Source organism: Armatimonadia bacterium (assembly GCA_039679385.1).
GTDB lineage: Bacteria > Armatimonadota > Zipacnadia > Zipacnadales > JABUFB01 > JAJFTQ01.
The window spans coordinates 1-14279 of the sequence record JBDKVB010000045.1 but is presented as its reverse complement, the minus strand read 5'-3'; the positions used below and the strand labels follow the sequence as shown (position 1 = coordinate 14279).

The following is a 14279-nucleotide window of genomic DNA, read 5'->3' as shown; positions in this document are numbered from 1 at the left end:
GAACGTGATGAACCGCCTGGTAGTGTGTGCCGCCGTCCTTGCCCTTCTCCTCCCTGTGACACAAGGTCTAGCGCAGACGACCAAGCCCTGGCAGACGCCGGGAACGCGAGCCGGGGAGGAGATCGTCGGGCCGAACGGGGCCAAGATGGTGTGGGTGCCGGCACGGGAGTTCACCATGGGCTCCGTCGACGGCCCTGCAGACGAGAAGCCAGCGCACCGCGTACGAATCAGCAAGGGCTTCTGGCTTGGCAAGACCGCGGTGACCCTCGGGCAATGGAAGCGGTACTGCCGCGAATCGGGCGTGCCTCTCAAAGAGGAGATCCTGTCACCCACCGACGACTACCCGATGGACGGCCTGAGCTGGGTTGACGTGCGCAAGTACTGCCGGTTCTACGGGCTGGCCATGCCGACCGAGGCACAGTGGGAGTATGCGGCTCGAGGGTCGGAAGGTCGGACCTACCCCTGGGGCAACTGGTGGGACAAGAACCTCTGCTGCAACGATGACAACGTGGGGCCCGACGGCTACACCTGCCCGGCTGGCAGCTACCCGAAGGGGGTCAGCTGGTGCGGCGCGCTGGACATGGCAGGGAATCTGTCGACCTGGTGCGCAGACTGGTACTCGGAGACGTACTACGCAAGCTCCCCCAGCGCAGACCCCACGGGACCGGAGAAGGGTACTGAGCGCGTGGAGCGAGGTGGCTACTGCTGGGGTGACGCCGACGAGTGCCGCTCCGCGAGGCGGTTCGGCGACGACCCCACCAACGACGGTGGCTCAGGCTCTGCGCGTCCCTGCTTCACACCCGTCGGAACGCAGGGCTGATCGCCATCGCCAGGGCAGCAACCCCTTGGAGCCCCATCGGTCTGACGGTGGGGCTCCATCGTTGTTCTGGCCTAGGCTCTGGGGCCCTCGGGAAGTGGACTCAGCCGCCAGAAGTCCTCATCGCGCAGTCCGAGGGGTTTGAGGATCTCCGCCGCAGCCGCGAAATCCGGATCGTAGGTCGCTGAGTGGCAGTCCGACCCTACGCTGAACTGCACGTCCTGCGCCTTGAGCCCGGCGAGGTACTCCACATACTGCGGTGCGAAGCTGTCTGGGTAGCCCCGGTTGAGTATCGTTGCGCCAAGGTTGATCTCGACCGCAGTGCCGCACTCGACCGCTGCTGCGCCGAACTCCTCGTGCATCGACTGCGGGATCTTGCGGAAGTCGTCGAGCCACGGGTCGCTGGTGTACCGGCCGTCGGCGTCCTTCCAGTGCCCCATCCACCACCAGGGGTGGGCGACGATATCGACCAGTGGATGCGTCACGAGGAACAGGTTCTGGCGGTGGTAGTCGGCGATGATGGCGTCGCGCTCGAAGGGGACATACAGCGGCCAGTGGGTGCCGCCGACGACGTACTCGATCCCGAGCCGAGCCATGTCCTCTTCGGTGAGGGCCAGCGCCGGTTCGGCCCCACAAGGGCCGCCGCTGCGCAGTCCGTAGGTCAGGTTTCCTTCGGCACCCGCAGCGACCCGTTCGAGCTCCCAACGCGAGACGCTACTCACCTCGACCCCGAAGTGGAAACGCCCGGAGGGTTCGCAGCTCAGGTACTCCGCCCGTGAGGCGTCCAGGTCCCCCAGGTTGTAGGGCGTATGGATATGGTCGGTGACACCGTAGTCCTTGATGCCCGCGCCTGCCGCGCCGGTGATCAGGTCGGCTATCGGCAGTGAGGCCTGGTCGCAGGAGTTGCGGGAGTGGATGTGCCAGTCGCAGGTGATCTTCATGGGGGAGAGCAGGTCCTTGTGGGAGTCTTGGGTAGGCGACATCCTCTTCCGCGCCCTTCGTGCAGCAACCTTCCCGTGGCAGGTGGGGAGGATCGAGTGGCTCAAAGAGGAACTGCACGCTGTACCCATGGACCAGCGGCACCGGCAGGCGTCGCTCCCGGACTGTCGACGCGAGGGCACGCTTTGCGGGCTGTCGGAAGGGGCCTTCGGTGTCCTCCTGATCGCGAGAGGACGGAACTCACCCACAAGGGAGCTGCCACCCATGTCGCTGCGTCTCAGCCCGTTTGCGGCCAACCTGAGAGTCGCCTGGATACCGGCCCTGGTCGCCCTCGGCACCGTGGCCCCGTGTTCCGAGCCTGTCGTCTGGCAAGGCGACGGTGTCCCTGAGCCCAAGTCGGTGCAGACCGACGTGACCCTCGGCGTCTACATCTTCCCCGGCTGGTACCGCGACACCGGCAGAGGCGACTACCCGTATCGCACCCATGACGAGGACAGCGAGTGGCGTGCGGTCGCCCGGAAGCCTGCACCTCGCCCGCTCCTGGGCTTCTACGATGACTCCCTCCCCGAGGTCAACGACTGGCACATCAAGTGGGCGCTTGAGCACGGTGTGTCCTTCTTCTGCTTCGACTGGTACTGGAACGCCGGTGAGCACCGGCTTCTGCGTTCTCTGGAAGAGGGCTTCCTGAAGTCCCGCTACTGCAACCTGATGAAGTTCTGCATCCACTGGTGCAACCACGGGCTGGACTGGCAGGGCCGTCCGGGAGGCAGACCGGCTGACGCAGACTTCCAGCCTCCCGCCCTGGTCGAGATGATCAACTACATGGCGGACAAGTACTTCAGCCGTCCGAACTACCTCACTGTTGATGGACGCCCGGTCCTGGTGATCTGGGACACGGCGGCCGTCCTCCAGGCCAACGGCGGTCCCGAGGGCTTTGCCAGGGCCATCGACGCCATGAACCAGGCTCTGCGGGCGAAGGGGATGAAAGACCTCTACCTCATCGCCATGGGCACCGCGAGACAGAATGAGACCGCCGGGTTCAGCGGCATGACCGGCTACGGCTACTACGGAACGGACTACGACTCCCAGTACGAGTGGCGCGGCGGCTACAGCATCCCCTACGACGACACGGTCAAGCACTACGAGACCACCTGGAAGGGAATCACCGCCAGGCCCGGCTTGCCCTACCTGCTTCCGATTGGCACCAACTGGGACAGCCGCCCACGGCACAGTGAGAGGGCGGCCGTCATCCGCGACAAGAGCCCGGAGAAGTTTGCCCGGATGTGCCGCGCCAGCCTCAACTACATCGACAAGCGCCTCAACATGGCGATCATCGAGGCCTGGAATGAGTGGGGCGAGGGCAGCTTCCTGGAGCCCGACAAGCAGTGGGGCTTCGGCTTCCTCGATGCGCTCCGCGGCGTCTACACCAAGGCTCCCGAACCGCATACCGACTACGTGCCGAGCCCTGACAAGATCGCTTCCTTCAGTGTGCTGCACGGCGAGGAGCTGGCGAAGGCAGCCGAGATGGAGAAGCAGCCCTACCCCGATCCGCCCTTGTCCACGCGGAAGGTCAACTGGCAGGTCGACCAGTCCCTTCCCACCGGGCCGACGCTGAAGGCCTGGGAGTTCGCCGATCGTGGGAGCGAGGGCTGGATCGCCTACCAGGTCAAGCCCTTTGCCGTCGTCGACGGTGTCCTGACAACCGAGGCGACAGGAGACGACCCGCAGCTTATCGTGGACAACGTGGGAGTCGGAGTGGCGCAACTGGCGTGTGTGGCGATGCGGGTGCGCGTACCCGAGGGTGTATCAACCTGTCAGCTCTTCTACACGACCACCGCCGACCCGAACATGACGGCCGACAAGTGCATGACCTTCCCGCTGGCACCGGACGGCGCATGGCACACTTACCAGATCACGCAGGATCCTGAGGGCAAGTGGACCGGGACGCTGAAGATCCTCCGCCTGGACATGGGAGGCGCCGGGGACAAGATCGAGCTGGACTGGGTGCGACTGGTCGGGAAGTAGGGAAGGCCGAAGGCCGACTGCGCTTCAGCACCACTCCGGGCTACTTCGCTGGCGGCGGGACTCGGCCATAGGCCGAGACGTCATAGGCTGTGCCGGGAGTCGTGGGACCGGTCAACCGCACCTCGAAACGCTGGTTGGCGTTCGCGGCAAGGCTCTCGAACCTCGTCACACCAAAGGCGCTCACCGCACCCTCCTTACGTACCGTGACGAGGACCTCGATGCTCCTGAGCGGGGTTGTCTGCTCGTTGCGAACCATGCCGGTGACTGTGCGTTCGTCCTTCCACTCGGAGTAGAGCATCCGCAGCTCTCTCTCGGGGTTTCTCTCCTCGTCCCAGATCTCCCAGGGCTGAGCCACATAGACGTCGGTCTTCGCATAGCCGCCGCCGAAGTTGACCTGCTTGATGTAGGTCCGAGTCTGACCGGGGCCAAGCGCAGCGACCAGTTGCTGCGGATCACCGGGGTTCGGGCCGGTGTTGCTGCCGATGGGATCGCCCTCGGCGTTCTGGACGGTGGCAATGACCGCAGCCTTCATCAGCCCGTGCTGGTGGTTGGGATTGGTCAGGGCGAAGGTATACAGCACGGTGTCGGCGTCCGCGCAGAGGGCCATGAGGCTGCTGACTACCACCGGGCGAGGAGCCTCCGGCGTAGAGACCCCGGCGACCTTCTGGTCGCCATCGGCATAGACGGCGAACTGCATGCCCGCGGGATAGGAGACGTCCTTGCCCTTCCTCAGCATCAGCGGCCTGAAGAGCAGCGAGATGCCAATCCGGGCCGCGATCCCCACTTTCTTCCCCGCTTTCCGGTGCATTCCCCGAACGATGACCTTCGTACCGTCGACGGCAGTCACGTAGTCGACGACGAAGTCCAGTGAGCCGGGTCGCAGGAGACGCTTCGCCTCCCTGGAGGCGGTGATCGTCGCCTGAGCCTCGGCACCGCTCTGGACGAGGGTCTGGCCATCGGCGTCATAGATCGTGTCGCGGACGATCAGGGGCACGGTCGATCCGACCTTGGGCCCGCCTGAGGTCATTGCTTTCGGGAGCATCACGACGATCGGGGTCCCGTCGGCGATGACGGAGGGTGCGGCCTGCCCGGCAAGCGGCACGAAGGCAGTGAGCAAGAGGAGCAACCAGCGTGTCAGCGATCTCATGGGTCTGCCTCGGAAGTCTGCCGGTCGATTCCGGCCTGGCGAGGGGATGACGACCTGGCACCGCAGCGCCGGTCGGAATGCACGGCGCTGCCCGACAGCAAGAGGGTAGGCCCCGACCGTCGCGGTGTCTATGGGACGTTAGGGCAAGGTCGCGGTTGCTGGGCCGATGGTCGGGAGTGCCCCAAGGTCCAATAGCGGCTCAACTCGCAGAGCCGTAGACTCTAGTGTCCCTGGCCTCTTGTTACAGCGTGAGTCGGGGCATCTTGCTTTGCCTTCAGAAGATCAGCGTGCAGTTGCGCGGCTGGGGCGGGAGGGGTCGAGATGAGAGCTTACCCGGTAGTGCTGGCGATGCTGTTCGCAGTTCTGAGTGGGGCCCGGGTGTGGGCAGAGCCGGTGGTCATGCTCGACGGTACGCCCGTGGTCCTGCAGGTCGTCACTCCCGTTACGGCGGGGAGCACCCCTGTCGGGACGACCGTCAAGCTCATCGTCCGAGACGCCAAGTTCACGCCAGACGGTGGACTGCTCATCGGACCGGGATCCGCGGCCCAGGCGGTCGTCACTGCCTCCGAGGCACCACGTCTTATCCGCAGGAAGGCCTCCCTCGGGCTCAAGATGAGCTTCGTGTCCGCGGCCGATGGCACGCGCCTGCTGGCGCGCATCCTGCCCGCTATGGAGTTCGAGGGCAGCAAGCGCTCCTCGTTGACGGCCTCGCCCTCACTGATCCCGCTCCTCGATATCGACGGCACGGACATCTCCCTGCCCAAGGGCGCCGAGTTTGTGGCCTACGTCGACACCGACCAGAAGGTCGAGCCGCAGGTGGGACCCGAGATACCCCGGCCCCTGATCATCAAGGGCACGAAGTCACTGCCGGACGGTAAGGGTGGCGTCCTTACAGCGGTCACGCTTGCCAACCCCAATCCCGCCTCCGGCCTGCTGAACGCGACCGTGGTGCTGAACGCAATGAGCCCGGACGGGAAACCCGTGGGCACCAATCTCGACGGCGACCCGTTAGGTCTGGCGCACCGAATCGTGGCCCTGCGACCGGGTGAGATGCGGACCTTCATCAAGCGCGTGCCGCTGAAGGGTAGCTTCGCCAAGTGCACCGCGTATGTCGCGCAGCCCTGGGAGCCCTGGGGACAGCCCGGTGTGGCTGATCTCCCGGTGCTCTACTCACAGTGGCAGGATGCGACCACGGTGACCGGGATGATCCGCAACAACCAGAGCTGGCCGGCGCGGGTCGAGGTGGTCGTGATAGTCCCCGAGGCAGAGGGGATTGCTTCCTTTGGGCGGGTAGTGATCAACAGGGTGGCGCCCGGTGAGACGCCCAAGTTCACGGTCCCGATGCTTGGCAGCGCCGCGATGGGGACCGCCTATGAGGTCTACGCTCTCGGAGCCGCACTGCCCGGCAAATGAGCCGGACAGTCTGAGAGAGAGTCTCAACGCAGGGCCCGGCGGAAGGCCCGATTGCTGAGTACCCAGGGTGAGCGTGGTGCGCGGTTCGCCGGTCCACCGTTTCTCGCTGTTCAATCGCGGGCCGCTGTTTGACCTAACCCACCGGGCTGGGCTCGCAGGTCCTGACAACCCCGGTCACCCGAGGCTCTGGCTGGTTGTGACGGCGGTCGCCTGGCTTCCACTCGTGCTCCTGTCGCTCGCGGAAGGCAAGGCCTACGGGACAGCGGCGGGGACGACGGTGCTGTCCGATTGGGGCCTCACCGGCCGTCTTCTGGTTGGGATGCCGCTGCTTCTGGCCGCCCAGACGCGCTTCGATCGCCTGCTGGCGTGGGTCGACGACTGCTTCTGCTCGACGGGTCTGGTATCTGCCGAGGAGCACCCGCGTCTGGATCAACTGGTCCTCTCGACGACGCGGCTGGCGAGTTCGACCATCGCGGAGATCGCCATCCTGATGGTGGCCCTTGTCCAATCCAGCTTCCTGATCTACGAGGCGGCCGCCCATGGCGCGATGCAGTGGGCCTTCGTCGACGGAGGCACCCGACTGCTCTCTCGACCGGGCTGGTGGGCCGTGTGCATCGCGATGCCCCTGTCAACGCTGGTGTCGATGCGCTGGCTCTGGCGGATGGTCTTGTGGTGGAGGTTCTGCTGGAAGGTCAGCCGTCTGCGTCTGCGTATCGTGCCGTCACATCCGGATGGCGCCGGCGGACTGGGCTTTCTCAACCTGTCGCTGATGGTATTCGCGGTGGCGGCGGCGGGAATGCTGGCGAGCGTGTCCGGGCACTTCGCGACCCGCATTCTCGCAGCCGGTGCCGGGATCAGTGACCTTCAGCTCCAGTTCCTCGGCGGCGTGCTCGGTATCCTTATCATCTTCGCCGGCCCCCTGGTTCTTTTCACGCGGACACTGGTGCGAGCGAAGGTCGCGGGGATTGCCGGGTATGGGGCTTTGGTGTGCCAGCAGGGCCAAGCCTTCGAGACGCGTTGGCTGGTACCGGGAGCGGGAGATGCCCAGTCGCTGGCCGAACCGGACTTCTCCGCGCGCACCGATCTCAACTCGGTCGCCCAGCTCGTGTACGAGATGCGGCTGACCGTGTTCCGGGGAAGGCACTTGCTCGTCCTGCTTGGTGGCGCGGCGGTGCCCTTTGTGCCTGTGGCTTTCCTGCTCGTACCTGCGCAGGAGATATTCCAGGGGTTGGTCGGGCTGCTGTTCTAGGACATCTCCCGGGGAAGACCCGGGCAGAGGAGTGAGGCCGGTGTACCCCTTCTCACCGCAGTTCTGGGCCGACATGGGACTACGTCTGACCGGCCCGGCAGCGTTTCGGTTCATCCTTCAGCCGATTCTCGCAGTCCTCTACGGTGTCAGGGACGGCGTGAACGACGCCAAGATGGGCCAGCCCCCGTACATCTTCGACATCGTCATGGTGCCCACAGACCGGAAGCGTCAGGCCGCCAGCGGCTGGGCCGGGATCGGGAAGGCAGTGATCTTCGCCACCGTGTTCGACGCGGTGATCCAGTACATGATCCTGGCCATGGTCTACCCCGGCGCTGCGATCATCGTAGGTGTGGTCTGCATGGCCATCCCGTATTCGCTGGCCCGGGGCATCACCAACCGGATCGCCTCGCGGCTGCCCTCAATCCGTGCCACTCGACAAGGGCCTCCTCTGGCTCCATCAGGAGATGATGGCAGTGACGGATCAGCCTGAGGCGCAGAAGGATGTGGGCACGCAACTGGCCCAGGAGCGAACCGACCTGGCAGTGATGCGTACCCGGCTGGCGCTCGAGAGGACCCTGGATGCCTGGGTGCGGACCGCGCTGTCCATGATCAGTTTCGGCTTCACGATCGCCAAGTTCCTGCAGCAGATGCAGGAGAAGCTGCCCGGGCCGGTCGAGAGGCCTCACGCGGGACGCAACATTGGGCTGGCACTGGCGATCATGGGCACGCTGGGCATGGTGCTGGCTATCTATCAGCACGTCAGGGCCTACCACGAGTTGGGGTTGCACCCGCTCCAGCGCCCGATCTCAGCCAGCCTTATCGTCGCCTTCTTCATCGTCCTGCTGGGGCTCCTTGTGTTCCTGGGGATCGCGATGCAGACCGGCCCCTTCTGACGTAGGCACAGGCTCAGACGGACCCTTCTGTTCCGGCGAAGGAGCACGGAGTGGGTATCGCCTACCTGGTCGGGGCTCTGGCCCTGGCCCTCGTGCACGTGCTGAGTGGTAACCTGAACCTGAGCGGCATCGCTCACCGTCGCAGGTGGCTGTCACTGGCTGCGGGCGTATCCGTGGCCTACGTGTTCCTGGATCTGCTGCCTCTGATGGGTGACAAGCAGCGTGCCTTCGTAGAGGCCATGGAGGGGAAGGGACTGCCCTTTCCTCAGTTCCGAGTCTATGTCGCAGCCCTGCTCGGTTTCACGATCTTCTACGGCCTCGAGCAGCTCATGGGGCACCGCAAGAGCCCGGGCACGGTCCCAGCAGAGGCCGAAGGCGAGGACGCTGCGGGGCAGATGGTCCCAGTGCATGAGGGCGGCTTCGCCATCTACAACCTCATGATGGGCTATCTGCTCGTGGAGTGGTCCAAGGGTCTGGCTGCCCTGGCGCTCTACTGTGGGGCCCTGGCGCTGCACATCCTGATCACGGATGAGGGCATGCGTAGCGACTATGGCGTGCGCTTTGAGCGGTTCGGCCGGTGGCTGATGGCCGGCTCTATCCTCGCAGGGGCGCTGGTGGCCTGGCTCGCGCCGGTCTCAATCAGTTGTCTGACGACCATTGTCGGTCTGGTAGCAGGTGGCGTGGTGATCAACAGCATCAAAGACGAGTTCCCCCGGGAGGGCGAGGGCCGGTTCACCTACTTCGCTCTCGGCGCTCTCAGCTATGGCGCGCTGATTCTGTGGGCGGCGTGGCTGGAGGCGGGACCTGGGTAGTGACGGACAGACCCCAGGGCGCTGAAACTGCCCAGGAGCGTTCTGCGGCGGCGAGAGTCGGCCTGGCATGGGAGGCCCTGCGATGGCATCACCAGTGAAGGAGGTCGGGGAGCAGCGCAGACCTCTTGGCCGGCTGGAGTCGTGGATGCCCTTACTGGCGGTGCTGCGCCGCTACGAGAAGTCCTGGCTGCGCGGCGACATCGGAGCCGGGTTGGCACTTGTGACCGTCGCGGTGCCGATTGGTCTGGCGTACTCCCAGCTCGCCGGTGTCCCGCCCGTCGTCGGCCTCTGGGCGACGATCCTGCCGATGGTGGTGTACGCCTTCCTGGGGTCGTCGCGCCAGCTCGTCGTAGGACCCGACTCCGCAACGGCTGCGCTGGTTGGGGCCGTCGTCGCTCCCCTGGCGAGTGACCCTCAACAGCGGATCCCGCTGGTGGCTATGTTGTCGCTCATGGTCGGGGCCATCAGCATCGCCGCCGGTGTCGCCCGCGTCGGCTTCGTCGCCGACTTCCTCGCCAAACCCGTACTCGTCGGCTACCTCAACGGTGTCGCTATCACCATCGTCACCGGGCAGTTGGGCAAGGTTCTCGGCTATACCGCCTCCGGCGGCGGCTTTTTCCGATTGGCCTACGACCTCCTCCGCAAGCTCGACCAGACACACTGGCCAACCCTCGCCGTGGGCGTCGCAGCCCTTCTTCTACTGGCGGCCGGCAGGCGGCTGATTCCCCGCTTCCCCATGCCCTTGCTCGTGGTGGTGTTGGGCATAGTGGCGTCCCGTCTGCTGAATCTGCAGGCCGCTGGAGTCGCCGTAACCGGCACCGTGCCCACCGGTCTTCCACCCTTCGGCTTCCCTGTGGTGCCGCCCGAACAGATGGCAGTCCTCGCCGCAGGAGCCCTGGGTGTCGCCCTGATGAGCTTCAGCAGCGGCATCCTGACAGCCCGCAGCTTCGCCAACCGGGGCGGCTACACCCTCAACGCGAACCGGGAGTTCATCAGCATCGGCGCGGCCAACCTTGGTGCCGGACTGTCTCAGGGCTTCGCCATTAGTGGCGCGGATTCGCGCACGGCAGTGGTCGATGCGAACGGCGGCAAGACTCAGGTGGCCCAACTGGTCGGAGCCGTCGGCGTGGCCCTTGTGCTGCTCTTCGTGACCGGCCCTCTGGCATACCTGCCGACTGCGGCCCTGGCCGCCATCGTCATTACGGCCGTCATCCACCTGTTCGAGTGGGAGACCATCACCTGGTTCCGGCGTGTCTCGCGACCCGAGTTCCGGCTCACGGTGATCACGACACTGGGGGTCATCACCGTCGGGATGGCGCCCGGCGTGCTGGTGGCGGCCATCCTCTCACTGATCGGGTTGCTGGCCCGAGCTTCGCGGCCGTCGGACGCGATCCTAGGTACCCTCCCCGGCCTGCGCGGTCATGTCGATGTTGCGGAGTTCCCGCAGGCAGTGACCATCCCCGGGGTCTTGGCCTACCGATTCGATGCCTCGGTGGTCTACTTCAACGCGCCCTACTTCAGTTCGCGGGTGCGCCAGGTGATCAGCAGCAGCCATGACCTGGAGTGGTTCGTGCTGGACGCCGAAGCCATGGCCCTGATTGACACGACGGGGAGCGATGCCCTCGAGGAGGTCCGGCGCAGCCTTGTTGCCGCCGGGAAGACAATGGCCCTCGCGCGGGCCAGGGGCAAGTTCCTCGAGATGCTGGTGCGCACGGGTTTCGTCGACCGACTGGGCAAGGACTACGTGTTCGGGACGGTCGAGGAAGCCGAGAAGGCCTTCCTGCGCATCGACCATGCCCGCGGTCAGGAGGAGGCCGGGAAGTGAGGCGTGCGATGGGACGGCGATCTGCCGCTGCTCAGACATCCGGTGGAGAGAGGTGAGCGAGGTGCCACATCTGGACGCGAGTCGCGTCGTCTTGCCAATCCCCGATCGGCCTCACACCGAAGTGGTTCACTTCGACGCGAGCAACCCGGACAGCAGGTACCCGGCCATCGATCCTTTGCGCCCGCCCGAGGGCGCGCCGAACATCCTGATCATCCTGATCGATGATGCGGGATTCGGGTGCTCCAGCGCCTTCGGTGGGCCGTGTCAGACCCCCAATGGGAGCTGTACGACACCACGAAGGACTGGACACAGGCCAAGAACCTCGCAGCGCAGATGCCGGAGAAGCTGCATGAGCTGCAGCGCCTCTGGCTGATCCAGGCGGCCCGCCACAATGCGCTACCGCTGGATGACCGCGGTGAGGAACGCGCCGACCCAGACAGGGCAGGACGCCCGACGCTCATCAAGGGCAACGCACAGGTTCTGTTCCGCGGGATGGGACGCCTCGGCGAGAGCTGCGTCGTCAACATCAAGTGCAAGTCTCACAATGTCTCCGCTGAGATCGTCGTGCCCGAAGGCGGCGCTGAGGGCGTGATCGTCGCCCAGGGCGGCATCTGCGGCGGATGGTCCTTCTACGCCAAGGGCGGGAAGCTGAAGTACTGCTACAACCTGCTGGGCATCCAGCGCTTCTACACCGAGGGCGCCACCGTTCTGACGCCGGGCGAACACAAGGTGCGCATGGAGTTCGCCTATGAGGGCGGCGGTCCCGCCAAGGGTGGTAAGATCTCTCTCTACCTAGATGACAAGAAGGACGGCGAAGGGGCTGTGCCGGTGACCGAGTCTGTCCTCTTTTCCGCTGACGACACCTGCGACGTAGGCGTTGATGCCGGCTCGCCCATCTCCGAGGACTGTGGCTCACGGGGCAATGCCTTCAACGGTGACTTGAGGGGCGTGCTGATTGAGGCTGGGGACGATAGCTACACCCACATGATCGACCCCGAGCAGGTCGTTCACATGCTCCTGGCACGACAGTAGCATCGGCCGGCTTCCTTCTCTATCGCAAGAACCAGTCAGTCCCCTGCGCAGCCGCAGGGGACTAGTTCTTTCGCGTGGGAAGAGGCGCCGGAGAAGGTCAGCTATGACACGCAGCGCCTACGGCCACAGACGACTCCAGACCGGGTTCGGCCTTGGCTGCCAGACGGACCAGCTCAGCCACGGAGTCGACCTGCATCACCTGCATCATACGCGAGCGGTGCACCTTGACCGTCTTCTCGGCAATGTGGAGTGCTGCGGCAATCTGCTTGTTGAGCATGCCACGGATGACGAGGCGCATGACCTGGAGCTGCCGCGGGGTGAGGCACTCGATCCGCCGGCAGACCTCCGCCCTCTCCTGGGCCCGATTGGCGCGCTCGGAACTGGACGCCAGGGCCTCCTCGATGGCATCCAGCAGATCCCGCTCAATGAGCGGCTTGAGGAGGAAGCTAATCGCGCCGGCCCGCATCGCCCTGACCGCGATCGGGATGTCACCGTGGCCGGTGATGAAGACGACGGGAAGGTCGATGGCGCTGCTGCGCAGGGCCTCCTGCAACTCCAGACCGGTACGGCCAGGCAACTCAAGATCGAGGACCAGACATGCGGGAGACCTGGGACGCGGTGCCGTGAGGAACTGCTCGGCCGAGGCGAAAGCCTCCACCTTCCAGCCAAGGGCACGCAGCAATCTCTTCAGTGAACGGCAGACCGCCTCGTCGTCATCGACGACGAACACCGTGCTCTCTGCCTGCTCCACGCCTGATCACCCCCACCACCCGGCACCAACAACTGTCTGGGCCCCCAATCACTTCTTCGACGTAGACCGGAGCGTCTCCTACAAGCACTTCAGAACTCGTCACACACGGGTCGGTCTGGGGTGCCGCCCGGGAACAGACGGCACCCCTTGGTGTCTGCGTATGGCCTGAGGACCACACGGACTTCTAGAAGTTGTGGGTCAGGGAGAAGAGCGGGCCACTGGAGGTGATGTCAAGCTCGGTGGTGCCTGTCGTACCGAGCTCGTCGTTGTCGACGCCCATCCACTGCCAGCCTAGCTCTGCCATGATCTTCGGGTTGAAGAGATACAGGGCGCTGACCCGGATCTTGTAGGTGCTGTCGCAGGCGTTGCCGATCCCAAAGCCCCCGTACTCACCCCTGAGGCGGATACCGACCTTCATGGCGACAGGCATGCTCGCCGTGAAGCCGATGAGGGGATCGATCCAGCTATCGCTGCGTTCGTCGACGAGGCTCATCGACGGTACTGCCGCGCTGACGGTCATGTCCGTGTACCGTGCCCCGATGTAGCCCTTGACGTCCAGCGCCGCAGCCGGGTTGTCGGGTTTGAGTTGCTTGCGCCACAGGTCGTGGATGTAGCCGATCTCGACGATCTGTTCCTTGAGCTCGCCACTGACCCTAACCGCGGCGCTCTCGCTTCCCGGTGTCACCATGGCCGAGTCGCTGTACTTGAGGTAGCTGCCATCCAGGTAGAAGCCCTGGGACCCCTTCATGCCCTCCACGTGAAGGTTGTACCCGGTCCCATTGTCCAGCACGTCGTTCAAGTCCACCGCGAAAGGCAGCACGTTGCCAGCCATAGTGGCGTGTCCACTCATCTCCGCGATCCAGGTGTAGAAGCCGGCCTGCCACCGCCACTGGTCCTCGTTCTGGGCGGTGGCCGCGCTGCAAACGAGCAGTCCCATCGCTATCAGGAGCAACGCTACGGGTGTCAGTGGGGTTTTCATGGTCTCTCCTTTGGCGAGATGTGCAGTGGTGTCCGTGTGGACAGATGCGCGCCTCTGGACCATGCGGCTCTCCCGGATTCTGCCTGTACTGCCCGCGGCTGGGGCCAGGAAGCCCGCCGCCTTCTCGCCGTCCGGAAGGGTTTTCCAGTGGCGGGACAATCGCTTGACAGTCTACGGTCCGGTTCACGGCACGGCAATAGGTCCTTAGGCCTAGGGATCGGCGGCCCTGGGACCCACCGCCGCGTCCGAGCGAGGCACAGAGACTGGTGAGCTAGCCCGCATTATTCATGAGTTACTGAGGAAGTGAAACCGGAGAGACGTCGAAATGGGGTTCTGCGCCAACAGAAGGCCCTTTCGGGAGGTCTCTCCGGTATGACACAGTGTCTTGGCCAACTGC

General features: G+C 65.0%; 13 protein-coding genes. 9 read left to right on the top strand and 4 right to left on the bottom strand.

Going from position 1 to position 14279, the window contains the following annotated elements:
* Positions 1-7 precede the first annotated feature (7 nt).
* On the top strand, positions 8-820 hold the full coding sequence (locus ABFE16_04130) for an SUMF1/EgtB/PvdO family nonheme iron enzyme (protein MEN6344467.1): 813 nt from the start codon (positions 8-10) through the stop codon (positions 818-820).
* Between the two features lie 71 nt (positions 821-891).
* On the opposite strand, the gene ABFE16_04125 is transcribed toward ABFE16_04130, so the two are convergent.
* Positions 892-1800, bottom strand: a complete 909-nt coding sequence (locus tag ABFE16_04125) for a hypothetical protein (protein MEN6344466.1) — start codon at positions 1798-1800, stop codon at positions 892-894.
* 220 nt (positions 1801-2020) lie between these two features.
* On the opposite strand from ABFE16_04125, the gene ABFE16_04120 reads away from it, so the two are divergent.
* Positions 2021-3781: a glycoside hydrolase family 99-like domain-containing protein gene (locus tag ABFE16_04120; protein ID MEN6344465.1), complete on the top strand. Its 1761-nt coding sequence runs from the start codon at positions 2021-2023 to the stop codon at positions 3779-3781.
* Positions 3782-3821: 40 nt separating this feature from the next.
* Here ABFE16_04120 and ABFE16_04115 read toward each other — a convergent pair whose 3' ends face one another.
* Positions 3822-4928, bottom strand: a complete 1107-nt coding sequence (locus ABFE16_04115; GenBank protein MEN6344464.1) for a hypothetical protein — start codon at positions 4926-4928, stop codon at positions 3822-3824.
* 321 nt (positions 4929-5249) lie between these two features.
* On the opposite strand from ABFE16_04115, the gene ABFE16_04110 reads away from it, so the two are divergent.
* The 7 genes from ABFE16_04110 to ABFE16_04080 all read left to right on the top strand — a co-directional run bounded on the left by ABFE16_04110 (position 5250) and on the right by ABFE16_04080 (position 12152).
* The gene (locus ABFE16_04110) at positions 5250-6341 is read left to right on the top strand and encodes a hypothetical protein (protein MEN6344463.1); all 1092 of its coding nucleotides are present in this window, start codon (positions 5250-5252) and stop codon (positions 6339-6341) included.
* A gap of 67 nt (positions 6342-6408) precedes the next feature.
* Positions 6409-7590: a hypothetical protein gene (locus ABFE16_04105; protein MEN6344462.1), complete on the top strand. Its 1182-nt coding sequence runs from the start codon at positions 6409-6411 to the stop codon at positions 7588-7590.
* A gap of 40 nt (positions 7591-7630) precedes the next feature.
* The gene (locus ABFE16_04100) at positions 7631-8080 is read left to right on the top strand and encodes a hypothetical protein (protein MEN6344461.1); all 450 of its coding nucleotides are present in this window, start codon (positions 7631-7633) and stop codon (positions 8078-8080) included.
* Positions 8064-8483 carry a DUF202 domain-containing protein gene (locus ABFE16_04095; protein ID MEN6344460.1) on the top strand — a complete coding sequence of 140 codons (420 nt, stop codon included), beginning with the start codon at positions 8064-8066 and terminating at the stop codon, positions 8481-8483. The genes ABFE16_04100 and ABFE16_04095 overlap by 17 nt, the downstream gene beginning before the upstream one ends.
* Positions 8484-8533: 50 nt before the next feature.
* Positions 8534-9295, top strand: coding sequence for a hypothetical protein (locus ABFE16_04090; GenBank protein ID MEN6344459.1), 762 nt, complete (start codon positions 8534-8536; stop codon positions 9293-9295).
* Positions 9296-9377: 82 nt separating this feature from the next.
* Positions 9378-11120, top strand: coding sequence for a SulP family inorganic anion transporter (locus tag ABFE16_04085; protein MEN6344458.1), 1743 nt, complete (start codon positions 9378-9380; stop codon positions 11118-11120).
* A 261-nt stretch (positions 11121-11381) separates the two neighbouring features.
* Positions 11382-12152, top strand: coding sequence for a hypothetical protein (locus ABFE16_04080; protein ID MEN6344457.1), 771 nt, complete (start codon positions 11382-11384; stop codon positions 12150-12152).
* A 97-nt stretch (positions 12153-12249) separates the two neighbouring features.
* Here ABFE16_04080 and ABFE16_04075 read toward each other — a convergent pair whose 3' ends face one another.
* Positions 12250-12903 (bottom strand): response regulator, encoded by a 654-nt coding sequence (locus ABFE16_04075; GenBank protein ID MEN6344456.1) that lies wholly within the window; start codon positions 12901-12903, stop codon positions 12250-12252.
* A 184-nt stretch (positions 12904-13087) separates the two neighbouring features.
* On the bottom strand, positions 13088-13882 hold the full coding sequence (locus tag ABFE16_04070) for a hypothetical protein (GenBank protein MEN6344455.1): 795 nt from the start codon (positions 13880-13882) through the stop codon (positions 13088-13090).
* Positions 13883-14279 lie beyond the last annotated feature (397 nt).

Bases quoted from the DNA above. Each gene is read 5' to 3' on its own strand.
- ABFE16_04130 (MEN6344467.1), top strand. From the start codon at position 8: ATGAACCGCCTGGTAGTGTGTGCCGCCGTCCTTGCCCTTCTCCTCCCT.
- ABFE16_04125 (MEN6344466.1), bottom strand. From the start codon at position 1,800: ATGTCGCCTACCCAAGACTCCCACAAGGACCTGCTCTCCCCCATGAAG.
- ABFE16_04120 (MEN6344465.1), top strand. From the start codon at position 2,021: ATGTCGCTGCGTCTCAGCCCGTTTGCGGCCAACCTGAGAGTCGCCTGG.
- ABFE16_04115 (MEN6344464.1), bottom strand. From the start codon at position 4,928: ATGAGATCGCTGACACGCTGGTTGCTCCTCTTGCTCACTGCCTTCGTG.
- ABFE16_04110 (MEN6344463.1), top strand. From the start codon at position 5,250: ATGAGAGCTTACCCGGTAGTGCTGGCGATGCTGTTCGCAGTTCTGAGT.
- ABFE16_04085 (MEN6344458.1), top strand. From the start codon at position 9,378: ATGGCATCACCAGTGAAGGAGGTCGGGGAGCAGCGCAGACCTCTTGGC.
- ABFE16_04070 (MEN6344455.1), bottom strand. From the start codon at position 13,882: ATGAAAACCCCACTGACACCCGTAGCGTTGCTCCTGATAGCGATGGGA.